37 protein-coding genes are annotated in these 24,636 nt (G+C 68.9%); 3 read left to right on the top strand and 34 right to left on the bottom strand.

The annotated features are described in order from the left end of the window. Nucleotides 1-232 precede the first annotated feature (232 nt). Entirely contained in the window at nucleotides 233-1,861 is a 1,629-nt protein-coding gene (locus QRN89_RS20850) for an ABC-F family ATP-binding cassette domain-containing protein (protein WP_290353795.1), read from the bottom strand. 47 nt (nucleotides 1,862-1,908) lie between these two features. On the opposite strand from QRN89_RS20850, the gene QRN89_RS20845 reads away from it, so the two are divergent. Further along, entirely contained in the window at nucleotides 1,909-2,790 is an 882-nt protein-coding gene (locus tag QRN89_RS20845) for a hypothetical protein (RefSeq protein ID WP_290350894.1), read from the top strand. Between the two features lie 93 nt (nucleotides 2,791-2,883). On the opposite strand, the gene QRN89_RS20840 is transcribed toward QRN89_RS20845, so the two are convergent. After that, nucleotides 2,884-3,807: a C40 family peptidase gene (locus tag QRN89_RS20840; RefSeq protein ID WP_290350893.1), complete on the bottom strand. Its 924-nt coding sequence runs from the start codon at nucleotides 3,805-3,807 to the stop codon at nucleotides 2,884-2,886. Here QRN89_RS20840 and QRN89_RS20835 point away from each other — a divergent pair. Next, nucleotides 3,743-4,585, top strand: coding sequence for a hypothetical protein (locus tag QRN89_RS20835; RefSeq protein ID WP_290350892.1), 843 nt, complete (start codon nucleotides 3,743-3,745; stop codon nucleotides 4,583-4,585). The genes QRN89_RS20840 and QRN89_RS20835 overlap by 65 nt on opposite strands. 14 nt (nucleotides 4,586-4,599) lie before the next feature. On the opposite strand, the gene truA is transcribed toward QRN89_RS20835, so the two are convergent. The 32 genes from truA to QRN89_RS20675 form a co-directional block, all read right to left on the bottom strand. Continuing rightward, the gene (gene truA, locus QRN89_RS20830; RefSeq protein WP_290350891.1) at nucleotides 4,600-5,469 is read right to left on the bottom strand and encodes a tRNA pseudouridine(38-40) synthase TruA; all 870 of its coding nucleotides are present in this window, start codon (nucleotides 5,467-5,469) and stop codon (nucleotides 4,600-4,602) included. A 99-nt stretch (nucleotides 5,470-5,568) separates the two neighbouring features. Continuing rightward, entirely contained in the window at nucleotides 5,569-6,063 is a 495-nt protein-coding gene (gene rplQ / locus QRN89_RS20825) for a 50S ribosomal protein L17 (protein WP_290350890.1), read from the bottom strand. 332 nt (nucleotides 6,064-6,395) lie between these two features. After that, nucleotides 6,396-7,418, bottom strand: a complete 1,023-nt coding sequence (locus tag QRN89_RS20820) for a DNA-directed RNA polymerase subunit alpha (protein ID WP_003956430.1) — start codon at nucleotides 7,416-7,418, stop codon at nucleotides 6,396-6,398. 195 nt (nucleotides 7,419-7,613) lie between these two features. Then, nucleotides 7,614-8,018: a 30S ribosomal protein S11 gene (rpsK, locus tag QRN89_RS20815; RefSeq protein ID WP_017949643.1), complete on the bottom strand. Its 405-nt coding sequence runs from the start codon at nucleotides 8,016-8,018 to the stop codon at nucleotides 7,614-7,616. Nucleotides 8,019-8,083: 65 nt separating this feature from the next. Then, a complete protein-coding gene (rpsM, locus tag QRN89_RS20810; RefSeq protein ID WP_290350889.1) occupies nucleotides 8,084-8,464 on the bottom strand; it encodes a 30S ribosomal protein S13 in 381 nt (126 codons plus the stop codon). A gap of 198 nt (nucleotides 8,465-8,662) precedes the next feature. Continuing rightward, nucleotides 8,663-8,776, bottom strand: a complete 114-nt coding sequence (gene rpmJ / locus QRN89_RS20805) for a 50S ribosomal protein L36 (RefSeq protein WP_003956441.1) — start codon at nucleotides 8,774-8,776, stop codon at nucleotides 8,663-8,665. 58 nt (nucleotides 8,777-8,834) lie between these two features. Continuing rightward, entirely contained in the window at nucleotides 8,835-9,056 is a 222-nt protein-coding gene (gene infA, locus QRN89_RS20800) for a translation initiation factor IF-1 (RefSeq protein ID WP_003956442.1), read from the bottom strand. A 217-nt stretch (nucleotides 9,057-9,273) separates the two neighbouring features. Further along, nucleotides 9,274-10,110, bottom strand: a complete 837-nt coding sequence (gene map, locus QRN89_RS20795; protein ID WP_290350888.1) for a type I methionyl aminopeptidase — start codon at nucleotides 10,108-10,110, stop codon at nucleotides 9,274-9,276. 121 nt (nucleotides 10,111-10,231) lie between these two features. Beyond that, the gene (locus tag QRN89_RS20790) at nucleotides 10,232-10,897 is read right to left on the bottom strand and encodes an adenylate kinase (protein ID WP_290350887.1); all 666 of its coding nucleotides are present in this window, start codon (nucleotides 10,895-10,897) and stop codon (nucleotides 10,232-10,234) included. Then, on the bottom strand, nucleotides 10,897-12,216 hold the full coding sequence (gene secY, locus QRN89_RS20785; RefSeq protein ID WP_093656374.1) for a preprotein translocase subunit SecY: 1,320 nt from the start codon (nucleotides 12,214-12,216) through the stop codon (nucleotides 10,897-10,899). Before secY ends, QRN89_RS20790 begins: the two co-directional genes overlap by 1 nt. A 244-nt stretch (nucleotides 12,217-12,460) precedes the next feature. Continuing rightward, nucleotides 12,461-12,916: a 50S ribosomal protein L15 gene (gene rplO, locus QRN89_RS20780; protein WP_290350886.1), complete on the bottom strand. Its 456-nt coding sequence runs from the start codon at nucleotides 12,914-12,916 to the stop codon at nucleotides 12,461-12,463. 2 nt (nucleotides 12,917-12,918) lie between these two features. After that, entirely contained in the window at nucleotides 12,919-13,101 is a 183-nt protein-coding gene (gene rpmD / locus QRN89_RS20775; RefSeq protein ID WP_071273185.1) for a 50S ribosomal protein L30, read from the bottom strand. Then, nucleotides 13,101-13,712, bottom strand: coding sequence for a 30S ribosomal protein S5 (gene rpsE, locus QRN89_RS20770; RefSeq protein ID WP_093656378.1), 612 nt, complete (start codon nucleotides 13,710-13,712; stop codon nucleotides 13,101-13,103). The genes rpmD and rpsE overlap by 1 nt, the downstream gene beginning before the upstream one ends. A gap of 40 nt (nucleotides 13,713-13,752) precedes the next feature. After that, complete coding sequence (rplR, locus tag QRN89_RS20765; RefSeq protein WP_093656380.1) at nucleotides 13,753-14,136, bottom strand: 50S ribosomal protein L18; 384 nt, start codon at nucleotides 14,134-14,136, stop codon at nucleotides 13,753-13,755. A gap of 3 nt (nucleotides 14,137-14,139) precedes the next feature. Next, a complete protein-coding gene (rplF, locus tag QRN89_RS20760) occupies nucleotides 14,140-14,679 on the bottom strand; it encodes a 50S ribosomal protein L6 (RefSeq protein WP_093656382.1) in 540 nt (179 codons plus the stop codon). 22 nt (nucleotides 14,680-14,701) lie between these two features. Beyond that, on the bottom strand, nucleotides 14,702-15,100 hold the full coding sequence (rpsH, locus tag QRN89_RS20755; RefSeq protein ID WP_017949652.1) for a 30S ribosomal protein S8: 399 nt from the start codon (nucleotides 15,098-15,100) through the stop codon (nucleotides 14,702-14,704). Between the two features lie 211 nt (nucleotides 15,101-15,311). Continuing rightward, entirely contained in the window at nucleotides 15,312-15,497 is a 186-nt protein-coding gene (locus QRN89_RS20750; protein WP_003956452.1) for a type Z 30S ribosomal protein S14, read from the bottom strand. Between the two features lie 5 nt (nucleotides 15,498-15,502). Then, on the bottom strand, nucleotides 15,503-16,060 hold the full coding sequence (gene rplE, locus QRN89_RS20745) for a 50S ribosomal protein L5 (RefSeq protein WP_019329632.1): 558 nt from the start codon (nucleotides 16,058-16,060) through the stop codon (nucleotides 15,503-15,505). Then, on the bottom strand, nucleotides 16,060-16,383 hold the full coding sequence (rplX, locus tag QRN89_RS20740) for a 50S ribosomal protein L24 (RefSeq protein ID WP_017949655.1): 324 nt from the start codon (nucleotides 16,381-16,383) through the stop codon (nucleotides 16,060-16,062). The genes rplE and rplX overlap by 1 nt, the downstream gene beginning before the upstream one ends. Before the next feature lie 2 nt (nucleotides 16,384-16,385). Next, on the bottom strand, nucleotides 16,386-16,754 hold the full coding sequence (gene rplN, locus QRN89_RS20735) for a 50S ribosomal protein L14 (protein ID WP_003956455.1): 369 nt from the start codon (nucleotides 16,752-16,754) through the stop codon (nucleotides 16,386-16,388). A 160-nt stretch (nucleotides 16,755-16,914) separates the two neighbouring features. Then, nucleotides 16,915-17,199: a 30S ribosomal protein S17 gene (rpsQ, locus tag QRN89_RS20730; protein WP_093656384.1), complete on the bottom strand. Its 285-nt coding sequence runs from the start codon at nucleotides 17,197-17,199 to the stop codon at nucleotides 16,915-16,917. Further along, the gene (gene rpmC, locus QRN89_RS20725) at nucleotides 17,199-17,423 is read right to left on the bottom strand and encodes a 50S ribosomal protein L29 (RefSeq protein WP_128985131.1); all 225 of its coding nucleotides are present in this window, start codon (nucleotides 17,421-17,423) and stop codon (nucleotides 17,199-17,201) included. Before rpmC ends, rpsQ begins: the two co-directional genes overlap by 1 nt. Next, the gene (rplP, locus tag QRN89_RS20720; protein ID WP_005313579.1) at nucleotides 17,423-17,842 is read right to left on the bottom strand and encodes a 50S ribosomal protein L16; all 420 of its coding nucleotides are present in this window, start codon (nucleotides 17,840-17,842) and stop codon (nucleotides 17,423-17,425) included. Before rplP ends, rpmC begins: the two co-directional genes overlap by 1 nt. 5 nt (nucleotides 17,843-17,847) lie before the next feature. Continuing rightward, nucleotides 17,848-18,684, bottom strand: coding sequence for a 30S ribosomal protein S3 (gene rpsC / locus QRN89_RS20715; protein WP_290350885.1), 837 nt, complete (start codon nucleotides 18,682-18,684; stop codon nucleotides 17,848-17,850). After that, nucleotides 18,684-19,031, bottom strand: coding sequence for a 50S ribosomal protein L22 (gene rplV, locus QRN89_RS20710; RefSeq protein WP_009327087.1), 348 nt, complete (start codon nucleotides 19,029-19,031; stop codon nucleotides 18,684-18,686). Before rplV ends, rpsC begins: the two co-directional genes overlap by 1 nt. A gap of 42 nt (nucleotides 19,032-19,073) precedes the next feature. Then, the gene (gene rpsS, locus QRN89_RS20705; RefSeq protein WP_017949661.1) at nucleotides 19,074-19,355 is read right to left on the bottom strand and encodes a 30S ribosomal protein S19; all 282 of its coding nucleotides are present in this window, start codon (nucleotides 19,353-19,355) and stop codon (nucleotides 19,074-19,076) included. Nucleotides 19,356-19,367: 12 nt separating this feature from the next. Beyond that, the gene (gene rplB, locus QRN89_RS20700) at nucleotides 19,368-20,204 is read right to left on the bottom strand and encodes a 50S ribosomal protein L2 (protein WP_017949662.1); all 837 of its coding nucleotides are present in this window, start codon (nucleotides 20,202-20,204) and stop codon (nucleotides 19,368-19,370) included. A gap of 37 nt (nucleotides 20,205-20,241) precedes the next feature. Beyond that, on the bottom strand, nucleotides 20,242-20,556 hold the full coding sequence (gene rplW / locus QRN89_RS20695) for a 50S ribosomal protein L23 (RefSeq protein ID WP_018889347.1): 315 nt from the start codon (nucleotides 20,554-20,556) through the stop codon (nucleotides 20,242-20,244). Beyond that, the gene (gene rplD / locus QRN89_RS20690; protein WP_283296194.1) at nucleotides 20,556-21,206 is read right to left on the bottom strand and encodes a 50S ribosomal protein L4; all 651 of its coding nucleotides are present in this window, start codon (nucleotides 21,204-21,206) and stop codon (nucleotides 20,556-20,558) included. The genes rplW and rplD overlap by 1 nt, the downstream gene beginning before the upstream one ends. A gap of 8 nt (nucleotides 21,207-21,214) precedes the next feature. Next, nucleotides 21,215-21,859: a 50S ribosomal protein L3 gene (gene rplC, locus QRN89_RS20685; protein WP_093656392.1), complete on the bottom strand. Its 645-nt coding sequence runs from the start codon at nucleotides 21,857-21,859 to the stop codon at nucleotides 21,215-21,217. Nucleotides 21,860-21,876: 17 nt separating this feature from the next. After that, complete coding sequence (gene rpsJ, locus QRN89_RS20680; RefSeq protein WP_003948644.1) at nucleotides 21,877-22,185, bottom strand: 30S ribosomal protein S10; 309 nt, start codon at nucleotides 22,183-22,185, stop codon at nucleotides 21,877-21,879. Between the two features lie 606 nt (nucleotides 22,186-22,791). Next, on the bottom strand, nucleotides 22,792-23,919 hold the full coding sequence (locus QRN89_RS20675; protein WP_290350884.1) for a serine/threonine-protein kinase: 1,128 nt from the start codon (nucleotides 23,917-23,919) through the stop codon (nucleotides 22,792-22,794). A 165-nt stretch (nucleotides 23,920-24,084) separates the two neighbouring features. Here QRN89_RS20675 and QRN89_RS20670 point away from each other — a divergent pair, with 165 nt between their 5' ends. Beyond that, nucleotides 24,085-24,546, top strand: coding sequence for a hypothetical protein (locus QRN89_RS20670; protein ID WP_290350883.1), 462 nt, complete (start codon nucleotides 24,085-24,087; stop codon nucleotides 24,544-24,546). Nucleotides 24,547-24,636: the final 90 nt, after the last annotated feature.

Below are 24,636 nucleotides of genomic sequence, written 5' to 3'. Positions count from 1 at the left end.
GTCCTGACAAGGCCACCCGGACGATCACGACAGCCCTGGCCGCACATCGGGGACGCAACCCGAGTGCATGCCGCTGGTCATCGGCCCGGTGAACCGGCGTAAGGGCCCCTCACGTGAGATAGAGCAAGCCAATACGCATAACGAACCAGCAGAATACCCGTGCTCCCCCGCACGGGTCAAAACGCCCCCGGCCCGGTCGGCGCGGCCCGGCCACGGCGGCCGGGGCCCCGCCCTACCGCGCCCGGACCACTCTGCGCTCGTCCCAGACCGGCTCCGGCGCCTCCCTGACCACTCCGTCCGAGCCGAAGACGAGGAAGCGGTCGAAGGAACGGGCGAACCAGCGGTCGTGCGTCACCGCGAGCACCGTGCCCTCGTACGCCTCCAGGCCCTCCTGCAGCGCCTCCGCGGACTCCAGGTCCAGGTTGTCGGTCGGCTCGTCCAGCAGCAGCGCGGTCGTGCCCCGCAGCTCCAGCAGCAGGATCTGGAAGCGGGCCTGCTGCCCTCCCGAGAGCCGGTCGAAGGTCTGGTCTCCCTGGCGCTCCAGCTCGTAGCGGCGCAGGGCGCTCATCGCGCCGCCGCGGTCCTTGGCGTGCTCGGTCCACAGGATGTCGACGAGCGTGCGCCCGAGCAGCTCCGGGTGGGCGTGCGTCTGGGCGAAGTGGCCGGGCACCACCCGGGCGCCCAGCTTCCACGTCCCCGTGTGGGCCACGTCCTCGCCCGCGAGCAGCCGCAGGAAATGCGACTTGCCCGAGCCGTTCGAGCCGAGCACCGCGACCCGCTCGCCGTAGAAGACCTCCAGCGAGAAGGGCTTCATCAACCCCGTCAGCTCCAGGTTCTCGCAGGTCAGGGCCCGCACCCCGGTTCGGCCGCCGCGCAGCCGCATCCGGATGTCCTGCTCGCGCGGCGGCTCCGGCGGCGGCCCGGCCTCCTCGAACTTCCTGAACCGCGTCTGCATCGCCCGGTACCGCGACGCCATGTCGGGGCTGATCGCCGCCTGCTGCCGCAGCTTGTGGACCAGCGCCTTCAACCGGGCGTGCTCCTCCTCCCAGCGCCGCTTCAGCTCCTCGAAGCGCGCGAACCGCTCCCGCCGCGCCTCGTGGAAGGTGCCGAAACCGCCGCCGTGGACCCAGACGTCGCTGCCCGCGGGGCCCGGCTCCACGGCCACGATCTTCTGGGCGGCCCTGGCCAGCAGCTCCCGGTCGTGCGAGACGAAGAGCACGGTCTTGCGGGTCTCCCGCAGCCGGTCCTCCAGCCAGCGCTTGCCAGGTACGTCCAGATAGTTGTCCGGCTCGTCGAGCAGCAGCACCGCGTCCGGGCCGCGCAGCAGCGCCTCCAGCACCAGCCGCTTCTGCTCGCCGCCGGACAGCGTGCGCACCAGGCGCCACTGGGCCTTCTCGTAGGGGACGCCCAGCGCGGCCGTGGTGCACATGTCCCATACCGTCTCGGCCTCGTACCCCTGCACCTCGGCCCAGTCGCTGAGCGCCTGCGCGTACCGCATCTGCGCGGCCTCGTCGTCGACGGTCATGATCAGGTGCTCGGCCTCGTCGACCGCCCGGGCCGCGTCCCTGATCCTGGGCGGCGCCACCGAGACCAGCAGGTCCCGGACCGTGCGCTCGTCCCTCACCGAACCCACGAACTGCGGCATCACTCCGAGGCCGCCGCTCACCGACACCGTGCCGCCGTGCGGCCTCAGCTCACCGGACAGCAGCCGCAGGAGCGTCGTCTTGCCCGCGCCGTTCGCCCCGACCAGGGCGACGACCGAACCCTCGCCCACCCGGAACGACACGTCGCCGAGCAGCACCCTCCCGTCCGGGAGGAAGTACTCCAGATGCGCGGCCTCGAGATGTCCCATGGTGGGCATTGTCACCGCAGGGCATGCTCACGCCCAACAGGTTTAGGATGCGCGGCATGAGCTTTGGGGGATCGCAGTGGCCGCAGGAGCCGCGGCAGCCGTACCAGTCGTACGGAGAGCCACCGGCGTCGTCGTCGTCGACACCCGACTGGGCGGCGCTGGCGGATGCCTCCGCCGCGCGGGCGCGGCGCAAGAGGTGGCTGCTGATCGGGGCGGGCGGTGTCGCGACCGCGGCCGTCGCCGCGATCGTGGCCACGGCCGTGGTCTTCACCAACGACGCGGCCCCCTCCGGCAAGAACGCCAGTGACCTGCCGACGGCTCCCGAGCTGCCGAACCAGACCACGCAGCCGGAGCCGTCGTTCTCCACGGTCGCGCCCCCGCCGCCGCCCGACCCCAAGGACTTCATCTCCAGCGCGAAGAAGGACACCGCGCCACTGAGCGCCGACACCCTCTTCCCGGGGAAGAAGCTCACGATGGGCGACCGGGTCTACGCCAAGGGCCCCACGGCCCGCACCACGAACTGCGCCTCCGCGACCCAGGCGTCGCTGGGCGCGGCGCTCCGCTCGCACGGCTGCGACCAGGTCATCCGCGCCACCTACACGAAGGACGGCGTGGCCGTCACCATCGGCGTGGCCGTCTTCCCCACCGAGGCGCAGGCGCAGGCGGCCGTGAAGCAGTCGGCCCGCAGCATCGCCCCGCTCGCCGGCTCGGGCGTCGCCGCCTTCTGCAAGGGCGGGCCGGTGTGCCGCTTCGTGGGCAACTCCTACGGCCGGTACGCCTACTTCACCGCCACCGGCTACCTCAGCGGAAAGTCCGTCACCAAGGGCGACACCAAGGCGTTCCAGCCGGGCGACGACCTCGCGGAGTTCACGTTCCGCCAGATCGTGCGCCGCGGCGAGCTGCAGGCGTCCGCGGCGGCCACCGCCCCGGCGGGCTGACGACAGGGCCGCTCCCGGGGCGCCGCCCCGAGTGTCGGCTGACGCCCCGCGACACGGGGCCGGCACGGGCGCGCCGCCCCGGCCCGTGTCACGTCACAGGCGCTTGGCGCTGCGCAGCGTCTTCGCGTAGTAGCCGTTGCCGTCCAGACGGGAGGCGCCGCCGATGTCGCCGATGGTGGGCCCGTTGACCTCCTCGCGGCTGGAGACGAAGATCAGGTGGCCCTCGGTGTCGTAGCCGAGCACCATGCCCACGTGGTCCAGTCGCTCGTTGGTGCGCGCGTCGAGCTTGAAGAAGACGAGGTCGCCCGGCTGGAGCTGGTCGATGGCCGACGGGCGGTCCTTCACCGACACTCCGGTGAGGGGCAGCACGTCGACACCCCGCTTCGAGCGGGCCATGTCGTTGGCGGTGCGCGGGAGACCGTCGCCGGACTTGTCGGAGGACATCAGCGGATAGCGCGCCCGGTAGCCCAGCACCATGCGCAGGTATCCCGAGCAGTCCAGGGAGCGCGCACGCATGGCCTCCGGCGAGCCGGTGGCGCCGTCCCGGAAGGGGTACGGGACGCCGAGGTAGTCGTAGAAGTCGGACTGCTCCAGGCGCAGATCGCCGCCCTCGGCGCCCGAGGTGTTCAGCGGACCGAAGTTCGCGTCACCGCGGAAGGCGATGCCCTGCCCGTCCTTCTTCTGGGGTGCGCCGGCCACGTACTGGAAGGCGAAGGCGAAGACGTCGTCCTCCTTGCTGTCCCTGTTCTCGGCGTACCAGTCCTTGAACCACTTCTCCTTCTCGCCGGCGTAGGGCCCGGACGGCTGTGCCGGAATCCTGACCACCGGGATCTCCTGCGTCTGGGAGGCCTGATAGCGCTCCTCGTAGGCCGCGGGGTACGGGGCGAACGGGTCCAGGCGCGCGGGCTGGTGAACCGCGGCCGAGACCGGGTGCGGTGCCTCCGCCCCGGAAGTGACGTCGCTCTCGTCCGCCGGAAGCTCGGCCAGGTACTCCAGCAGCTCCTCGCTCTCCCACACGGCGGAGTTCGGTCCAGACACGCCGTACGCGGCTCCCGACGAGCGGCAGCGCGAACAGCTGGCCAAGGGCGTCGGCCGTCTTCTCGCGGGCGACGCGAGGGAGGCCGAGCGGCTGCTCGCTCCCATCGGCCTGGGCATCACCCGCCTGACGGACACCGACTCCGGTCGGCGATACGACGAGGTCGCCGCTCTCCGCCCGGGCAGGAGCGCCCGCTGGGGCCGCCTCTACGTCAGCGCCGACTCCGGCGTCCGCTGGAGTGCGCAGGTGCCGCACCCGGTGGCCGACCGGGACACCGAATCGCTCGGGGTACGACTGCTGGAGGACACTCCCGGCGGCGCCCTGGTGCTGGCCGGCGCCCACCGCGAAGCGGGCCGCGGGGACGCGGCGGACGTCGCGCACCGCGAGGACAGCGCCTTCCACACCATCGTCCGGGAACTCCAGGAACGCGGTGTGCCCGGCGTCCAGTTGCACGGCTTCGCCGAGTCGTCCGATCGCCCCTACGACGCCGTGATCTCCACCGGCGCCGCGGAGAGCGCGCCCGGCGAGGTCGCGGCCCTGGCCGACCGCATGGCGGCGGAGGGACTCCGCGTCTGCCGTGGCTGGTCCGCGCGGTGTCCCCTGGAGGGCACCACGAACGTCCAGGGCAGGGAGGCCCAGCGCCGGCACACCACGTTCGTCCATGTGGAACTCGCTCCCGACGCCAGAGGCGGCGGCCCCGAGGCGAAGGAGGCGGCGAAGGCCCTGTCGGGCCTCCTCGGGACGTGGGCGAAGGACTGAGCGGCAGTCCCGGCTCAGCAGCAGCCGGCCGCCCCCGCGCCACGGGCCGGGAGCGTGCGCCGGTTCCGTGCCTCCAGGTTCCGGGCTGCCAGCAGTTCGTCGGCGGGGTAGCCGACTTCCTCCAGCGTCAGCCCGTGCGGCCGTACGACGTGGACCGCGGAGTCGCGGACCCCGGCGGCCAGGACCTTCGCCGGCCAGTCCGCCGGCCGGTGTCCGTCACCGACGAAGAGCATCGCGCCGACGAGCGACCGGACCATGTTGTGGCAGAAGGCGTCGGCCTTCACGGTCGCGGTCAGGATCCCGGACGCGTCGCGCTCCCAGCGCAGCTCCTGGAGCGTCCGGATGGTGGTGGCGCCCTCGCGCTTCTTGCAGTACGCGGCGAAGTCGTGCTCCCCGAGGAGCCGTTCGGCCGCCGCGTTCATGGCGTCCAGGTCCAACGGCCAGTCGTGCCACAGCACATGACCGCGCAACAGCGGGTCGACGCCGGCCGGGTGGTCGGTGACGCGGTAGGCGTAGCGCCGCCAGATCGCCGAGAAGCGGGCGTTGAAGCCGGCGGGAGCCTCCTCGGCCTTCCACACCCGGACGTCGTGGGGCAGCCGGCCCGCCAGCCGCCGCAACAGCTTCTCCCGGTGCTCGGCCCAGAGGTCCTGCGGCAGGTCGACGTGCGCGACCTGGCCGCGGGCGTGCACACCGGCGTCCGTGCGGCCGGCGACGGTCAGCTCGTAGGTGTCCTGCGAACGCGTGACCGTACGGATCGCGTCCTCGATCTCGCCCTGGACCGTCCGCTGCCCACGCGTCTGCTTGGCCCAGCCCGAGAAGTCCCTGCCGTCGTAGGACAGATCCAGCCGTACCCGGACGAAGCCGGGCCTCACGTCATCGCTCACGTCTCGTTCTGCCTCTCAGGTCCTGTCAACGGGACGGGCCCGGCCCCCAGCAAAGGGGGACGGGCCCGTCCGTCAGCCGTAAAGCCGTCTCGGAACGCCTCAGGCGTCCTTCGACTCCTCGGCCGGAGCCTCGGCGGCGTCCTCGGCCTTGGTCTCCTCGGCCTTGGCCTCGTCGGCTTCCTTGACCGCACGCTTGGTGGCGGCCTCGGCCTCGGCGACGGTGGCCTTCTTCGCGATCTCGCCCTCGACGAGCTCGATCACGGCCATCGGGGCGTTGTCACCACGACGGTTGCCGATCTTGGTGATCCGGGTGTAGCCACCCGGACGCTCGGCGTAGCGCGGGGCGATCTCGGTGAAGAGCGTGTGGACGATGCCCTTGTCCGTGATCGTCTGCAGCACCAGGCGACGGTTGTGGATGTCGCCCTTCTTCGCCTTCGTGATCAGACGCTCCGCGACCGGACGCAGGCGGCGGGCCTTGGCCTCGGTCGTGGTGATGCGGCCGTGCTCGAAGAGCGACTTCGCGAGGTTCGCGAGCAGCAGCTTCTCGTGCGCGGCGCTGCCGCCCAGACGGGCACCCTTGGCGGGCTTCGGCATGGTGTTTCTCCTCATGATCTGCACCGGCCGTATCAGGTACCGGTGTCAGCCTGTGCGACGGGCTCCCGCCCCTCGCGCACCCCCGGGGGTCCCGGGGGAAGTCGGTGTCGCGCGGGCTTCCGCCCGCTGTCCGGGCGCACCCGGGGTCCAGCGTTCCGGCCCCTGGACGGAGCCTGTGGTGCGAGGAAGCTCCGCACCGTGTGCCGCCCGGGCACCCGGGAGGCCCGCCGGTCCCGGCCGGAGCAGGGATCCGCGGGCCCGGGGCCGGGGAGCCGTCGTTCCGGCGGGGACGGGGAACGGGCCTCGCCCGCACCCGTCCCCGCCGGAGGCGACTAGTACTGCTCGGTCTCGACGAAACCGGCGTCCGCGTCGTCGTCGGCGCCGAAGGCGTCGGCGGCGGCGGTCGGGTCGAATCCGGGCGGGCTGTCCTTGAGGGCCAGGCCCATGCCGGCCAGCTTCGCCTTGACCTCGTCGATCGACTTCGCACCGAAGTTGCGGATGTCGAGGAGGTCGGCCTCGGAGCGGGCGACGAGCTCACCCACGGAGTGGATGCCCTCGCGCTTGAGGCAGTTGTAGGAGCGGACCGTGAGCTCCAGCTCCTCGATCGGCAGCGCCAGGTCGGCGGCCAGGGCGGCGTCCGTCGGGGACGGACCCATGTCGATGCCCTCGGCGTCGATGTTGAGCTCGCGGGCCAGGCCGAACAGCTCGACCAGGGTCTTTCCGGCCGACGCCATGGCGTCGCGCGGGCGCATGGCCTGCTTGGTCTCGACGTCGACGATCAGCTTGTCGAAGTCGGTGCGCTGCTCGACACGGGTCGCCTCGACCTTGTACGTGACCTTCAGCACCGGCGAGTAGATGGAGTCGACCGGGATCCGGCCGATCTCCTGGCCCACCTGCTTGTTCTGCACGGCGGAGACGTAGCCGCGACCGCGCTCGACGGTCAGCTCCATCTCCAGCTTGCCCTTGCCGTTCAGCGTGGCCAGGACCAGGTCGGGGTTGTGGACCTCGACACCGGCCGGGGGCGCGATGTCGGCGGCGGTGACCAGACCCGGACCCTGCTTGCGCAGGTACATCACGACCGGCTCGTCGTGCTCCGAGGAGACGACCAGCTGCTTGATGTTCAGGATGAGGTCGGTGACGTCCTCCTTGACACCCGGCACGGTGGTGAACTCGTGCAGGACGCCGTCGATCCGGATGGACGTGACGGCCGCGCCCGGGATCGAGGAGAGGAGCGTACGGCGGAGGGAGTTGCCGAGGGTGTAGCCGAAGCCCGGCTCCAGCGGCTCGATCACGAACCGGGAGCGGTACTCGTCGACGACCTCTTCGGTCAGCGAGGGACGCTGAGCGATCAGCATGTCTGTGATCCTTCAGTCATGGGCGCCCGCTATTTGACGCCCGACTCGACCGGGCCCAGGCCCGGCTTTCGAATACTGCGTACTGCAAGGGTACGGGCGGTACGTCCCACGAGGGGCCGTACCGCCCGAAGCCTCGGACCGGGCGTGACGCGCGGGACGCGTCGCGCTCGGGGTCAGCCGTGCAGCGGCGACGCGTCAGACGCGGCGGCGCTTGGGGGGACGGCAGCCGTTGTGCGGCGTCGGGGTGACGTCCTGGATGGAGCCGACCTCGAGGCCGGTGGCCTGGAGGGAACGGATCGCGGTCTCACGGCCGGAGCCCGGACCCTTGACGAACACGTCGACCTTGCGCATGCCGTGCTCCTGCGCGCGGCGGGCGGCCGACTCGGCGGCCATCTGCGCGGCGAAGGGGGTGGACTTGCGCGAGCCCTTGAAGCCGACGTGGCCGGCGGAGGCCCAGGAGATCACGTTGCCGCTGGGGTCCGTGATCGAGACGATCGTGTTGTTGAACGTGCTCTTGATGTGCGCGTGGCCGTGAGCGACGTTCTTCTTTTCCTTGCGGCGCACCTTCTTGACGGCGCCCTGGCGTCCCTTGGGGGGCATGTATTTCTCCCGTGGAGGTGGTCGGTCCTACAGCGAAGACCGCTGGTAGAGCGTCCTGCTGAGGACTACTTCTTGCCCGGCTTCTTCTTGCCGGCGATGGCGCGACGCGGACCCTTGCGGGTACGGGCGTTCGTGCTGGTGCGCTGGCCGTGGACCGGCAGACCGCGGCGGTGACGCAGACCCTGGTAGCAGCCGATCTCGACCTTGCGGCGGATGTCGGCCTGGATCTCGCGACGGAGGTCACCCTCGGTCTTGAGGTTGGCGTCCACGTACTCGCGGATCTTGACGAGGTCCTCTTCGGCCAGGTCACGAACGCGGGTGTTCGGGTTCACACCGGCCGCGGCGAGGGTCTCCTTCGCCAGGGTGCGGCCGATGCCGAAGACGTAGGTGAGTGCGACCTCCACGCGCTTGTCGCGCGGGATGTCAACACCGGAAACGCGTGCCATTCAATGGCTCCTGTGGTGTTCGGGGGTCTGCAGCAGAACCGTCCCGGGCCGCCGACCCCTCCCGAAGGAGAGGTGGTACGTCCCGGTCCCCGGCCCCCGCCGGAGGTGCCGCCGGTCCTTGCGGACTGGGCGGGCCCTGCTGGTGAACGTGTGTTGCTCGCGTCGCGCGAGGATCTGCGAGGTGCAGGTCGGCGTGCGTCAGCCCTGGCGCTGCTTGTGGCGCAGGTTGTCGCAGATGACCATGACCCGGCCGTGGCGGCGGATCACCTTGCACTTGTCGCAGATCTTCTTGACGCTCGGCTTGACCTTCATGGGATGTGAGGTTCTCCGGGTCAGTGCCAGCACCCCCGGGAGGGGGTGAGGGCAAGATCTACTTGTAGCGGTAGACGATCCGCCCACGCGTCAGGTCGTACGGAGAGAGCTCCACGACGACCCGGTCGTCCGGAAGGATTCGGATGTAGTGCATCCGCATCTTGCCGGAGATGTGCGCGAGGACCTTGTGACCGTTCTGGAGCTCCACCTTGAACATGGCGTTCGGCAGGGACTCGATCACGGTGCCCTCGATCTCGATGGCACCTTGCTTCTTGGCCACGCTTCGCCCTTCGAATCGGCTACCTTGATCGGCTCTTGTCGCCCTTCGACCGCAAGCGGACATACGGGTACACGCGAGCCGACGCATCAGTCTACGTCAGGCCCCTGGAAAAGACGAATCCGGGGAGTTTGCCCAAGGTGAGAGATCCTTAAGCAGGACGGGGGCCGCCGGGTCTCCCCCGCAGCCCCCGCCCTCGGGTGTGCCCGCGCGCCCCGGATCAGGCCAGGGGGTCCGGCGCGGCCGTGACGCCCAGCTCCGCCAGCTTCGCCCGGCCGCCGTCGACGGCCGTGAGCACCAGCGGGCCCTCCTCCGTCAGCGCCACCGAGTGCTCCCAGTGCGAGGACCAGGTGCCGTCCGTGGTGATCACGGTCCAGTCGTCGGAGAGCACCTCGGTGTGCGGGGTGCCGAGCGACACCATCGGCTCGATCGCCAGGCAGAAGCCGGGGACCAGCTTCGGGCCCTTGCCGCGCTTGCGGCTGACGTAGTTCAGCAGGTGCGGGTCCATGTGCATCTCGGTGCCGATGCCGTGGCCGCCGTAGTCCTCGATGATCCCGTACCGGCCGCCGCCCGGCTTCGGCTGGCGGCGGATGTAGGTCTCGATCGCCCGGGAGACGTCGACCAGCCGGTTGCCGCTCTTCATGGCGGCGATACCGGCCCACATGGACTCCTCGGTCACCCGGGAGAGCTCGATCAGCTCCGGGGCGTGACCGCCGCCGACGAAGGCGGTGAACGCCGCGTCGCCGTGCCAGCCGTCGACGATCGCCCCGGCGTCGATCGAGATGACGTCCCCGTCCTTGAGAACCGTCTTCCCGTCCGGGATGCCGTGGACGACCACTTCGTTCACCGAGGTGCAGATGGTGGCGGGGAAACCGCCGTACCCCAGGAAGTTCGACTTGGCCCCGTGGTCGGCGATCACCTGGCGGGCGACCTCGTCCAGGTCCTTCGTCGTGGCGCCGGGGACCGCCGCCTCACGGGTCGCCGCGTGGATGGCGGCGACGACCAGCCCCGCCTCACGCATCTTCGCGATCTGCTCGGGGGTCTTGATCTGCACCATGGGGGCCGGCGCCTTTCAGAGTCGGAGAGTGGTTCGGCGTGATGCCTGGGTAATCAACGATACGGCCGCGGCGTCCTGGGGACACCGCGGCCGTATGCGATCCGGTCGGAGGTACTGCGGGTCAGGCCTGGGCGGCCCGGTCCTTCTGCAGAGCCTCCATCGCGCGCTCGGTCACCTCGTCGACCTTGCCGAGCGCGGAGATGGTCACCAGCAGGCCCTGGGCCCGGTAGTGGTCGATGATCGGCTCGGTCTGCGTGTGGTAGACCTCGAGCCGCTTGCGCACGGTCTCCTCGGAGTCGTCGTCGCGCTGGTACAGGTCGCCGCCGCAGACGTCGCAGACACCCTCGGTCCTCGGGGCGCTGTAGGTGACGTGGAAGACGTGTGCGCTGTCGTTCCGGCAGATGCGGCGGCCCGCGATCCGCTTGACGACCTCGTCCTCGGGGACCTCCAGGTCCAGCACGGCGTCCAGCTTCACACCGTCCGACGCCAGCGCCGCGTCGAGCGCCTCGGCCTGCGACACGTTCCGCGGGAAGCCGTCCAGCAGGAAACCGTTCTGGGCGTCCGGCTGTGCCATCCGGTCCCGGGCCATCCCGATGGTGACCTCGTCCGGCACCAGGTTGCCGGCGTCCATGTACGCCTTGGCCTGCTTGCCCAGGTCCGTGCCCTTGCTGATGTTGGCCCGGAACAGGTCGCCCGTGGAGATGTGCGGGATCGACAGGTTCTTGGCAAGGAACGCGGCCTGCGTTCCCTTGCCCGCACCGGGCGGCCCGACGAGGACGATTCGCATCAGCGGAGGAACCCTTCGTAGTTGCGCTGCTGGAGCTGGCTCTCGATCTGCTTCACGGTCTCGAGACCGACACCCACGATGATGAGGATGCTGGTGCCACCGAACGGGAAGTTCTGGTTGGCACCACCGAAGCCGGCCAACGCCATCGTCGGCACAAGAGCGATCAGACCCAGATACAGCGAGCCCGGCCAGGTGATCCGGTTGAGCACGTAGCTCAGGTACTCGGCGGTAGGTCGACCAGCCCGGATACCCGGGATGAAGCCACCATACTTCTTCATGTTGTCCGCGACTTCCTCGGGGTTGAACGAGATCGCCACGTAGAAGAAGGCGAAGAACACGATCAGAAGGAAGTACGTCGCGATGTAGTAGGGGTGGTCACCCTTGACGAAGTGCGCTTCGATCCAGGTTTTCCATCCGGCGTTCGAGTTCGAGAACTGCGCGATCAACGCCGGGATGTAGAGCAGCGACGAGGCGAAGATGACGGGAATCACACCCGCCTGGTTCACCTTGAGCGGGATGTATGTGGACGTACCGCCGTACGACCTGCGGCCGATCATGCGCTTCGCGTACTGGACCGGGATGCGGCGCTGGGCCTGCTCGACGAAGACGACGAGCGCCACCATCACGAAGCCGATCAGGATGACCGTGCCGAACTCGATCCAGCCCTTGGCGAGCTTGCCGCTCTCCTTGATGGCCCACAGCGCGCCGGGGAAGCCGGCGGCGATGGAGATGAACATCAGGATGGACATGCCGTTGCCGATGCCGCGGTCCGTGATCAGCTCGCCCAGCCACATGACCACGGCCGTGCCGGCGGTCATGGTGATCACCATCGTGGCGGTCACGAAGATCGACTGATCGGGGACGATCTCGTTGGCCACCTGGCAGCCGGAGAACAGCGCACCGCTGCGGGCCGTGGCCACCAGGCCGGTGCCCTGCAGCACGGCCAGCGCGACCGTGAGGTAACGCGTGTACTGCGTGATCTTCGCGGTCCCGGACTGACCCTCCTTCTTGAGGGCCTCCAGACGCGGGATCACCACGGTCAGCAGCTGCAGGATGATGCTCGCCGTGATGTACGGCATGATGCCGAGCGCGAAGATCGTGATCTGCAGCAGGGCTCCGCCGCTGAACATGTTGACGAGGCCGAAGAGGCTGCTGTTGTTCTTCGAGGCCTGGTCCACACAGATCTGGACGTTCTCATAGCTGACACCGGGCACCGGGATGTGTGCGCCGAGCCGGTACAGCACGATGATGCCGAGCGTGAAGAGCAGCTTCTTGCGCAGGTCGGGCGTCTTGAACGCCCGGGCGAACGCGGTGAGCACGGTGCCTCCTGCGACCCCCGCGCAAAGCGTCAGAGGTGACGGTCTTGAGGTTCGACGAATTCGTATGAGACAGCAACCGCTCCGGTGGCCCGCTGGGCCTCCGTCACGGCGTGGGGGTCACCCCCCGGGTATAACAGCAACAACGCACGCCACCTTACCGGCGAGTGTGCCCCCCTTGGAACGACCAACCGGGGATGCCCCGTTTCAGAGCATCCCCGGTTGGTGTTCAGGCCATCGGCTCGTCTCAGACGAGCTCGGTGACGGTGCCGCCGGCGGCGGTGATCTTCTCCTTGGCGGAGCCGGAGACGGCGTCGACCGTCACCTGCAGCGCCACGGAGACCTCGCCCTGGCCGAGCACCTTGACGAGCTGGTTCTTGCGAACCGCGCCCTTGGCGACCAGACCGGCGACCGTGACCTCGCCACCCTCGGGGTAGAGGGCGGCGAGCTTGTCCAGGTTCACGACCTGGTACTCGGTCTTGAACGGGTTCTTGAAGCCCTTCAGCTTCGGGAGGCGCATGTGGAGCGGCATCTGGCCACCCTCGAAGCGCTCCGGAACCTGGTAGCGGGCCTTCGTGCCCTTGGTACCACGACCGGCCGTCTTACCCTTCGACGCCTCACCACGACCCACACGGGTCTTGGCGGTCTTGGCGCCCGGGGCGGGACGGAGGTTGTGGATCTTCAGCGGGTTCTGCTCCGCCATGATCAGTCGACCTCCTCGACCGTCACGAGGTGGCGGACGGTGTGCACCATTCCGCGGAACTCGGGGCGGTCCTCCTTGACGACCACGTCGTTGACCCTCTTCAGGCCAAGCGAACGCAGCGTGTCACGGTGGTTCTGCTTGCTGCCGATGTACGACTTCGTCTGCGTGATCTTGAGGCGGGCCATTACGCACCCGCTCCCGCACCGGCACGCGCACGAAGCAGAGCGGCGGGGGCGACGTCCTCGAGCGGCAGACCGCGGCGGGCCGCGATCTCCTCGGGACGCTGCAGACCCTTCAGGGCCTCCACCGTTGCGTGCACGATGTTGATCGCGTTGGACGAGCCGAGCGACTTCGACAGGATGTCGTGAACGCCGGCGCACTCGAGCACGGCACGCACCGGGCCACCGGCGATAACACCGGTACCGGGGGAAGCAGGCTTGAGCAGGACGACGCCCGCGGCCTTCTCGCCCGTGATCGGGTGCGGGATGGTGCCCTGGATACGGGGGACCTTGAAGAAGTGCTTCTTGGCCTCCTCAACGCCCTTGGCGATGGCGGCCGGCACCTCCTTGGCCTTGCCGTAACCGACACCCACGGTGCCGTCACCATCGCCCACCACGACCAGCGCGGTGAAGCTGAAGCGACGACCACCCTTCACAACCTTGGCGACGCGGTTGATCGCGACAACGCGCTCAACGTACGCGGTCTTCTCGGCGGCAGCAGCGCCGCCGTCACGGCCCTTCCGGTCCCGCCGCTCGCCGCCACCGGCACCGCTGCCGCGGCGCTGGGGTCCAGCCATTGGATTTACCTCTCTCTATTCCGCTAGCTACGGAACCGGCTCAGAACTTGAGCCCGGCTTCGCGGGCGGCGTCGGCCAGGGCGGCGATGCGCCCGGCGTACTGGTTGCCGCCACGGTCGAACACGACAGCCTCGACGCCGGCGGCCTTCGCACGCTCGGCCACGAGCTGGCCGACCTGCTTCGCCTTCGCCGACTTGTCGCCCTCGCCGCCGCGGATGGAAGCGTCCAGGGTGGACGCCGACGCCACGGTGTGGCCCTTGAGGTCGTCGATGACCTGAGCGGTGATCCCGCGGTTGGACCGGGTGACGACGAGACGCGGACGCTCCGCCGTACCCGAGATCTTCTTGCGGATGCGGATGTGGCGACGCTTCAGGGAAGCGCCCTTGTAGGCCTTGCCCTTGGCAATCTTCACGCCGTATGCCATGGCTTACTTACCAGCCTTTCCGACCTTGCGGCGGATGACCTCGCCCGCGTACTTCACGCCCTTGGCCTTGTACGGGTCGGGCTTGCGCAGCTTGCGGATGTTCGCGGCGACCTCGCCGACCTTCTGCTTGTCGATGCCCTCGACCGAGAACTTGGTCGGCGACTCGACCTTGAAGGAGATGCCCTCGGGGGCCTCCACCAGGATCGGGTGGCTGTAGCCGAGCTGGAACTCCAGGTTGGAGCCCTTCGCGGCAACGCGGTAACCGACACCGCTGATCTCGAGCGCCTTGGTGTATCCCTGGGTCACACCGGTGATCATGTTGGCCACCAGCGTGCGGGACAGGCCGTGCAGGGCCTTGTTCTGACGCTCGTCGTTGGGGCGGGTGACGTTGATGACGCCGTCCTCACCCTTCGCGATCTCGATCGGCGCGGCAACGGTGTGGGTCAGGGAGCCCTTGGGACCCTTCACCTGGACCGTACGGCCATCGATGGTGACATCCACGCCGGCGGGAACCGAGATGGGGAGCTTGCCGATACGCGACATTGTTCTTCTCCTCCGTTCCCGACTACCAGACGTAGGCGAGGACTTCCCCGCCCACACCCTTCTTGCTGGCCTGCTTGTCGGTGAGGAGCCCGTGCGACGTGGAGATGATGGCCACGCCCAGGCCGCCGAGCACCTTCGGCAGGTTGGTGGACTTCGCGTAGACCCGGAGACCGGGCTTGGAGATCCGCTTGATGCCCGCGATGGAGCGCTCACGGTTCGGGCCGAACTTCAGCTCGAGGACGAGGTTCTTGCCGACCTCGGCGTCCTCGACCTTCCAGCCCGTGATGAAGCCCTCCTGCTGGAGGATCTCCGCGATGTGCGACTTGATCTTGCTGTGCGGCATCGTCACGGAGTCGTGGTACGCCGAGTTCGCGTTACGCAGACGGGTCAGCATGTCCGCGATCGGATCAGTCATGGTCATGAATTGGCCTTCGGCCTCTCTCGCCGGGGTTTCCTGTATGCGCCATCCCTCTCCCCGCACAGGGGCGGGACGGGTGCGGCGCGGGGACCTACGGCGTAGTAAGTCGTTCAGGGCGGCGGGCGCCCAACCCCACAAGCCTACGGCATGTGAGGGAGGGCCCCGCCGACCCGTTGCTTACCGAGAGCCTCTGGTAATCCCGCGAATGCGGGGACTACCAGGAGCTCTTGGTCACGCCCGGCAGCTCGCCACGGTGAGCCATCTCACGAAGGCACACGCGGCAGAGGCCGAACTTGCGGTACACGGAGTGCGGACGGCCGCAGCGCTGGCAGCGGGTGTACGCACGCACACCGAACTTGGGCTTACGAGCAGCCTTGGCAATCAGAGCCTTCTTCGCCATCTCGCTTACGCCTCCTTGAACGGGAAGCCGAGGTGACGGAGAAGGGCACGGCCCTCAGCGTCGTTGGTCGCCGTGGTGACCACGGTGATGTCCATACCCCGGACGCGGTCGATCTTGTCCTGGTCGATCTCGTGGAACATGACCTGCTCCGTGAGACCGAAGGTGTAGTTGCCACGGCCGTCGAACTGCTTCGGGGACAGGCCGCGGAAGTCGCGGATGCGCGGCAGCGCGAGCGACAGGGTGCGGTCCAGGAACTCCCACATGCGGTCGCCACGGAGCGTGACGTGGGCACCGATCGGCTGGCCCTCACGCAGCTTGAACTGCGCGATGGACTTGCGGGCCTTGGTGACGGCCGGCTTCTGACCGGTGATCGTGGTGAGGTCGCGGATGGCGCCCTCGATCAGCTTGGAGTCGCGGGCGGCGTCGCCCACACCCATGTTGACCACGATCTTCACGAGGCCGGGAACCTGCATGACGTTCTCGTACGAGAACTCCTCACGCAGCTTGCCCGCGATCTCCTCGCGGTACTTCGTCTTGAGACGCGGAGTGGTGGTGGTAGCCATCAGATGTCCTCACCCGTCCGCTTGGCAACGCGGATCTTGTTGCCCTCGTCGTCGAAGCGGTAACCGACGCGGGTCACGACCTTCTTGCCGTCCTTCTCCACGACCAGCTGAACGTTGCTGACGTGGATGGGGGCCTCGGTGGTGACGATGCCGCCGGCCTGCGAGGCACGACCCGGCTGGTTGGCCTTCGTGTGCTTCTTGACCCGGTTGACACCCTCGACCAGGACGCGCTCGTCGCGCGGGAAAGCGGCAATGACCTTGCCCTGCTTGCCCTTGTCCTTGCCGGTGATGACCTGGACCAGGTCGCCCTTCTTGATCTTCATGCTTACAGCACCTCCGGCGCGAGCGAGATGATCTTCATGAACTTCTTCTCGCGCAGCTCACGGCCCACGGGGCCGAAGATACGGGTGCCGCGAGGGTCGCCGTCGTTCTTCAGAATGACGGCGGCGTTCTCGTCGAAGCGGATGTACGAGCCGTCCTGGCGGCGGCGCTCCTTGACGGTGCGAACGATGACCGCCTTGACGACGTCACCCTTCTTCACGTTGCCACCGGGGATCGCGTCCTTGACGGTGGCGACGATGACGTCACCGATGCCCGCGTAGCGGCGACCCGAACCACCGAGAACACGGATGCAAAGGATCTCCTTGGCACCAGTGTTGTCGGCGACGCGAAGTCGCGACTCCTGCTGGATCACGTCTATCTCCTGATCGTCTGCCGGTTCCCGGCGGGGGCTGGTCCCGAAGGTGACAGCCCCCGCCGAGCCTGGCGGAACTTAGTGCTGGGAGAGCGCCCCCGGAGGGGTTCCCCCAGCGGGGGGCATGCGGGGTCTCCCTCGTCGGGAGGCCCCCGCAAAATTACTTGGCCTTCTCGAGGATCTCGACGACGCGCCAGCGCTTGGTCGCGGACAGCGGCCGGGTCTCCATCAGGAGGACGCGGTCGCCGACACCCGCGGCGTTCTGCTCGTCGTGCGCCTTGAGCTTGTTGGTACGGCGGATGACCTTGCCGTACAGCGCGTGCTTGACGCGGTCCTCGACGGCGACGACGACGGTCTTGTCCATCTTGTCGCTGACGACCAGACCCTCACGGGTCTTGCGGAAGCCGCGCTCGGTCTTGTTCTCGGTCACGTTGCTCTCGCTCATCAGGCGTTCTCCACCGTCTCGATGCCCAGCTCGCGCTCACGCATCAGGGTGTAGATCCGGGCGATGTCCTTACGGACGGACTTGAGCCGACCGTGGTTCTCGAGCTGGCCCGTCGCCGCCTGGAAGCGGAGGTTGAACAGCTCTTCCTTGGCCTCGCGGAGCTTGGCAACAAGCTCCTCGTTGCCCAGCTCGCGCAGCTCGGACGCCTTGGTACCGGCCGACATCACGCTTCACCTGCCTCGCGCTTGACGATCCGGCACTTCATCGGCAGCTTGTGAGCCGCACGAGTGAGAGCCTCACGCGCAATCTTCTCGTTCGGGTAGGACAGCTCGAACATGACCCGGCCCGGGTGCACGTTCGCGACCCACCACTCCGGGGAACCCTTACCGGAACCCATGCGGGTCTCGGCAGGCTTCTTGGTCAGCGGACGGTCCGGGTAGATGTTGATCCAGACCTTGCCGCCACGCTTGATGTGGCGGGTCATCGCGATACGGGCCGCCTCGATCTGGCGGTTGGTCACGTACGCCGGAGTCATGGCCTGGATGCCGTACTCGCCGAACGCAACCGTGGTGCCACCCTTGGCCATACCGCGGCGCTTGGGGTGGTGCTGCTTGCGGTGCTTGACCCTGCGGGGGATCAGCATGTCGGTCAGGCCTCCGTTCCGGTGCTCTCAGCAGCCGGAGCGGCGGCGGGAGCGTCGGCCTTGGGGGCCTCGGCAGCCGGCGCGGACTGCTGCTGCGGCTTGCGACCGCGACCGCCACGCTCGCCACCGCGGCCACCACGGGCCGGGCGGTCAGCGCCACCACGGGCCGGGCGGTTGCCGGCGCGGGCAGCGGCGTTCTCGGCGCGGACCTCGGCGATGTTCTTGACGTCGCCCTTGTAGATCCAGACCTTCACGCCGATGCGGCCGAAGGTCGTCTTGGCCTCGAAGAAGCCGTACTCGACGTTCGCGCGGAGCGTGTGCAGCGGCACACGGCCCTCGCGGTAGAACTCCGAGCGGGACATCTCGGCGCCGCCGAGACGGCCGCCACACTGGATCTTGATGCCCTTGGCGCCGGCCTTCATGGCGGACTGCATGCTCTTGCGCATGGCCCGACGGAAGGAGACGCGGGAGGACAGCTGCTCGGCAACGGCCTGGGCCACGAGCTGAGCGTCGACCTCGGGGTTCTTGACCTCGAGGATGTTCAGCTGGACCTGCTTGCCCGTGAGCTTCTCGAGGTCGCCGCGGATGCGGTCGGCCTCGGCGCCACGGCGGCCGATGACGATGCCGGGACGCGCGGTGTGGATGTCCACCCGCACGCGGTCACGGGTGCGCTCGATCTCGACCTTGGAGATGCCGGCGCGCTCCATGCCGGACGTCATCATCCGACGGATGGCGACGTCTTCCTTGACGTAGTCCTTGTACAGCTTGTCGGCGTACCAGCGGGACTTGAAGTCCGTGGTGATACCGAGCCGGAACCCGTGCGGGTTTACCTTCTGGCCCATTACCGGGTTCCTTCCTTGCTGCTGACGACCACGGTGATGTGGCTGGTCCGCTTGCGGATCCGGTAGGCACGGCCCTGGGCACGCGGACGGAACCGCTTCAGGGTCGGGCCCTCGTCGACGTACGCCTCGCTGATGAACAGCGAGGAGGCGTCCGTGTGGTCGTAGTTGTGCGCGGCGTTGGCGATGGCGCTGTCCAGCACCTTGCCGACCGGCACGCTCGCGGCCTGCGGGGCGAAACGCAGGACCGCCTGAGCCTCCGTGGCGTCCATGCCACGGATGAGGTCCACCACGCGGCGGGCCTTCATGGGCGTGACGCGGATGTACCGCGCCTGGGCCCTGGCTTCCATGGTTGTCCCTTCGGTGTAAGTCATAGTCGTTCCACCCCGCGATTAGCGGCGCTTCGACTTCCGGTCGTCCTTGACGTGGCCGCGGAAGGTGCGAGTCGGCGAGAACTCGCCGAGCTTGTGGCCGACCATGGACTCGGTGACGAACACCGGGACGTGGGTCTTGCCGTTGTGCACCGCGATCGTGTGGCCCAGCATGGCCGGGACGATCATCGAGCGACGGGACCAGGTCTTGATGACGTTCTTGGTGCCTGCTTCGTTCTGGGCGTCCACCTTCTTGATCAGGTGGTCGTCGACGAAGGGCCCCTTCTTGAGACTGCGCGGCATCTAAACCCGCTCCTAGCGCTTCTTGTTCGTCTTGCGGCGGCGGACGATGTACTTGTTGCTCGCCTTCTTGGGAGAACGAGTACGACCCTCCTTCTGACCCCAGGGGGAGACCGGGTGGCGACCACCGGAGGTCTTGCCCTCACCACCACCGTGCGGGTGGTCGACCGGGTTCATGGCGACACCGCGGACGGTCGGGCGGACGCCCTTCCAGCGCATACGGCCGGCCTTGCCCCAGTTGATGTTCGACTGCTCGGCGTTGCCGACCTCGCCGACGGTGGCGCGGCAGCGGACGTCGACCAGGCGGATCTCACCGGACGGCATGCGCAGGTGGGCCATGGAGCCCTCCTTCGCCAGCAGCTGCACGGAGGCACCGGCGGAGCGGGCGAACTTCGCGCCGCCGCCGGGCCGCAGCTCGATGGCGTGCAGCGTCGTACCGACGGGGATGTTGCGCAGCGCCAGGTTGTTGCCGGGCTTGATGTCGGCACCGGGGCCGTTCTCGATCCGGTCACCCTGCGACAGACCGCGCGGGGCGAGGATGTAGCGCTTCTCGCCGTCCGCGTAGTGCAGCAGCGCGATGCGCGCGGTGCGGTTGGGGTCGTACTCGATGTGCGCGACCTTGGCCGGCACGCCGTCCTTGTCGTGACGACGGAAGTCGATCACGCGGTAGGCGCGCTTGTGGCCACCACCCTGGTGGCGAACGGTCACACGACCGGCGTTGTTACGGCCGCCCTTGCTGTGCAGGGGGCGGACCAGCGACTTCTCCGGCGTGGACCGCGTGATCTCGACGAAGTCGGCGACGCTGGAGCCACGACGGCCCGGAGTCGTCGGCTTGTACTTGCGGATACCCATTTCTCAGTCCTCGTCCGATATCGGACCAAGGTCTCCGTTAGGAGGCCTGGCCGAAGATGTCGATACGGTCGCCCTCGGCGAGGGTCACGATGGCGCGCTTGGTGTTGGCGCGCTTGCCGAAACCGGTGCGGGTGCGCTTGCGCTTGCCCTGGCGGTTGATCGTGTTCACCCCGGTGACCTTGACCGAGAAGACCGCCTCGACGGCCTGCTTGATCTGGGTCTTGTTGGCGTTGGGCGCGACGATGAACGTGTACTTGTTCTCGTCCAGCAGCGCGTAGCTCTTCTCCGAGACAACCGGCTTGACGAGAACGTCACGCGGGTCGGTGAAGGTCTTGCTGGTGATCTCGGCCATCAGGCCTCGCTCCCCTCATTGTCGTTGGCCTTGGGGCCGGACACGAAGGACTCGAAGGCGGCCTGGGTGAAGACCACGTCGTCGGAGACGAGCACGTCGTACGTGTTCAGCTGGCCCGGCTCCAGGATGTGCACCTGGGGCAGGTTGCGGGCGGACAGCCACGCGGCCTCGTCGGTGCGCTCGGCCACCAGGAGCAGGTTCTTGCGCTCCGAGATCTTGCCGAGCAGCGTCTTGGCGGCCTTGGTGGAGACCTCGCCCTCGACCACGCCGGAGACGACGTGGATGCGGGAGTTGCGGGCCCGGTCGGTGAGGGCACCGCGCAGGGCGGCGGCCTTCATCTTCTTCGGGGTCCGCTGCGAGTAGTCGCGCGGCACGGGGCCGTGGACGACGCCACCGCCGGCGAACTGCGGCGCACGGGTCGAACCCTGACGGGCGCGGCCGGTGCCCTTCTGGCGGTAAGGCTTCTTGCCACCACCACGGACCTCGCCGCGGGTCTTGGTCTTGTGCGTGCCCTGACGGGCAGCGGCCAGCTGCGCGACGACGACCTGGTGGATCAGCGGAACGCTGACCTTGGCGTCGAAGATCTCCGCGGGGAGCTCGACGCTACCGGCCTTGTCGCCAGCGGGCGAAAGGATGTCAATGGTGCTCATCGGTTACCTCAGGCCCCCTTGGCCGCGGTACGGACCAGGACGAGGCCGCCGTTCGGACCGGGAACCGCGCCCTTGATGAGCAGCAGACCCTTCTCCGCGTCAACGGCGTGGACGGTCAGGTTCTGGGTGGTGACCCGCTCGTTGCCCATGCGGCCCGCCATACGGAGGCCCTTGAACACACGGCCCGGGGTGGCGCAGCCACCGATGGAACCGGGGGAGCGGTGCTTGCGCTGGGTGCCGTGTCCGGCGCCCAGGCCACGGAAGTTGTGGCGCTTCATGACACCGGCGAAGCCCTTGCCCTTGCTCTTGCCGGTCACGTCGACCTTGACGCCGGCCTCGAACACCTCAGCGGTGATCTCCTGGCCGAGCGCGTACTCGGAGGCGTCCGCGGTGCGGATCTCGACGAGGTGGCGACGGGGGGTGACGTCGGCCTTGGCGAAGTGGCCCTTGAGGGGCTTGTTCACCTTGCGCGGGTCGATCTCGCCGAAGGCGATCTGGACCGACTCGTAGCCGTCGACGTCGTTCGTACGCACCTGGGTGACGACGTTGGGGCCGGCCTTGACGACGGTGACCGGAACAACGCGGTTGTTCTCGTCCCACACCTGCGTCATGCCGAGCTTCTCGCCCAGGATGCCCTTGATCTGCTTAGCCATCTCTCAGATCACCGGCCTCAGAGCTTGATCTCGATGTCGACACCGGCCGGAAGGTCGAGTCGCATCAGAGAGTCAACGGTCTTGGGGGTCGGGTCGAGGATGTCGATGAGGCGCTTGTGCGTGCGCATCTCGAAGTGCTCGCGCGAGTCCTTGTACTTGTGCGGCGACTTGATGACGCAGTACACGTTCTTCTCAGTGGGCAGCGGCACCGGGCCCGCGACCGACGCACCAGTGCGGGTCACCGTCTCGACGATCTTCTTCGCCGAGGAGTCGATGACCTCGTGGTCGTAGGCCTTGAGCCGGATGCGGATCTTCTGTCCCGCCATGGCTACTTCGTAGTCCTGTCTCTCGTAACGCTCTGGAACCCGGTGGCTTCCCGTCTCCTCCGACCCACGCGGTCGGGCGTGTCGCATCCCCTCTACGCAGATCTCCCGAAGGATTTCCCAACCAAGGGGTGCGGTCCCTGGGACCACGAAGCCGGGGGTGACCACCCACCGGGTGCCTGGCAGGCGCCCCGCCCACGCTTCCCGGAAGATTCCCGTACTTCCACCCCTGATCAGGGGTGACGAGTACTGTGGGACTCGCTTCCGGTCCTCCCGGCGGGAGGCGCGCAGCATCGGCACTCAACCGAGCAACCCGGACAGTCTGCCATACGGGCCGCGACGGGCGCCAATCGGGCCGAAGACATTACCCCGCCGGGTTTGCCTGTCAAACCACGGCACGCGCGTCCACGGGGGGGCGCCCTCCGCCGCGGAACCCGGGTCGTCCCCGGAACATCTCCCCCGCCCGAACGGACGAGCGGACCCAACTACCGCCCGCACGAGCCTTGTCGGCCTCCCGACCGGGTGGCGCGAACACCGCCCGGCCGGCTCCGGGGCAGGACGCCTCGCGCCAGCCGGGGCGGCCCTGCCCCGCCCGGCGAACCGGAACCGTCAGGTACGCGTCACCGTCCCGCACTCCTGCGGCAGCGCGCCGAGGTCCTTGCTGCGGTCGTACGGGTCGACTGCCGGGCCGGAGGGGCCGGGGGTCAGGCCCGTCATGTCCTCCTGGAACTGCGGGTGCAGGAATCCGTCGCCGTCCCTGGCGCAGTCGGAGTTCCCGGTGTTCGTGTTCCACGCCACCACGACCAGCCTGCCCGGCGTGGTCACCGTCCTCGCCGGGTCGTGCAGGGTCACCGTCACCTCCCGGCGCACGATCGTCCGCGTGACCTCCTCCGCACCCGGCTTGGCCTTGATCAGGGGGTAGACGAAGGTGTAGTCGGCCTTGACCTCGACGGAGCCGTCACGGTCGCCCTTGCCGAAGGTCATCCGGCCGCGGGCCTTCACCACCTCACCCACCACGCGCACCTCGGCCGGGTCGAAGCGGCTGAACAGCCACAGCGGGTCCTGGTCCTCGCGGGGCTCCCGCAGCCCCTTCACCAGCAGGCCGTGGCCGTCCTTCTGGAGCGGGTCCAGCAGCCGGAGCGCCTTTCCCGGGTGCCCGCCGCGGAGGGTCGCGGGATCGAGGTTCGAGGCGACCAGCAGTTCCTTCGTGCTGCGCAGGGCGTGCGCGACCTGGTCCTCGCTCATTCCGCCGACCGCCTCGGCCGGGGGCACCTGGATGCCGGCGGCGCCGTCCGCCCAGGCCACCGCGGGCGAGCCGCGGAAGGGCTCCTTCACGGTCGGCATGTCCGGGAAGAGCTCCTCGGAGGGCGCCTCCGTGGGGCGCGCGGTCTCCGCGGCGAGCGGAGCGGTGTCCGGGCCGGAACCGCCCGCGGCGCCCGGCAGCAGGTCGACGACCGCCTCCGGCCGAACGGCGACGACGGCGAGAGCCAGGACCGACACTCCGGCGAGGACCGGCCCGAGCCGCCGGCGCTTCCGCGGCCGCTCGCTCCATCGGGACGCGCGACCCGCCGCGCTCTCCTCCGCCCGCAGCCGCCCGGCCACCATGCGTGCGCGCGCGGACGGCTCGACGGGCGCGTCCCGCCCGCCCTCCCCGGCCCTGCGGAGGAACTCGGCCCACTCCTCGTCCGAGACGGGCGGCTCGTCGCCGGGACGGTCCTCCGGCACAGTCTTCCCCACTGGCCCCCACCCCTTGTATGTGGCACGTGTGTGCCCGTGTCGTGGACATTCCACGAGTAGGCGGAGGATACAAGCCGCTCCGTACCGGCCCAGGCTCCCCCGCCCTTATGATCATTCGGGCCTCGGGAGTGACGTCCGGGGTGGGTTCGTCCATGGGGGAAACACATGCGCAAGACAGTCACGGCCACGGCTCTCGCGCTGGCCGCGGTCCTGCTGACCGGGTGCGGTGACGGCAGCGGGAAGCACTCGGGCGGCAGGAGCGGCGAGGACGGCCGCGCGGGCGGCACGCAGCGGACGGCCACGCCGGACGCCGGGGGCGACGCCAAGGGCACCGCGAAGCGCGAGGTGACGCTCGAGGTGCTCGGTACGGGGACCGCCCAGGTCGCCTACCACCTGGACACGAGCAAGTTCGAGCAGGTCACCCTGCCGTGGAAGAAGACCGCCACCATCGAGCTCACCGCGGCCGAGCAGAAGGTCGGCCATCTGGTCTCCGTCGTCCCCGGCTCGATCCAGGGCTCCGACGGGCTCCTCCAGGCGGCCCCGTGCGTGATCACGGTCGACGGCAGGAAGGTCGCGGACAACCAGGAGGGCAAGGTCGCCAAGCCCTGCCAGTTCAGGGTCAAGTGACCGCAGGCAGCGCGCCGCGGCGGGCCGCGCGCACGAGGTGACGGACCGGGCACCGGACCACGAGCCGGTGCCCCCGCGAGCCGACCACGC

It is taken from the genome of Streptomyces sp. HUAS CB01, assembly GCF_030406905.1.
Classification (GTDB): Bacteria; Actinomycetota; Actinomycetes; order Streptomycetales; family Streptomycetaceae; genus Streptomyces; species Streptomyces chengbuensis.
The sequence above is the reverse complement of the archived record's forward strand: the minus strand, read 5'-3'. Positions and strand labels throughout refer to the sequence as shown.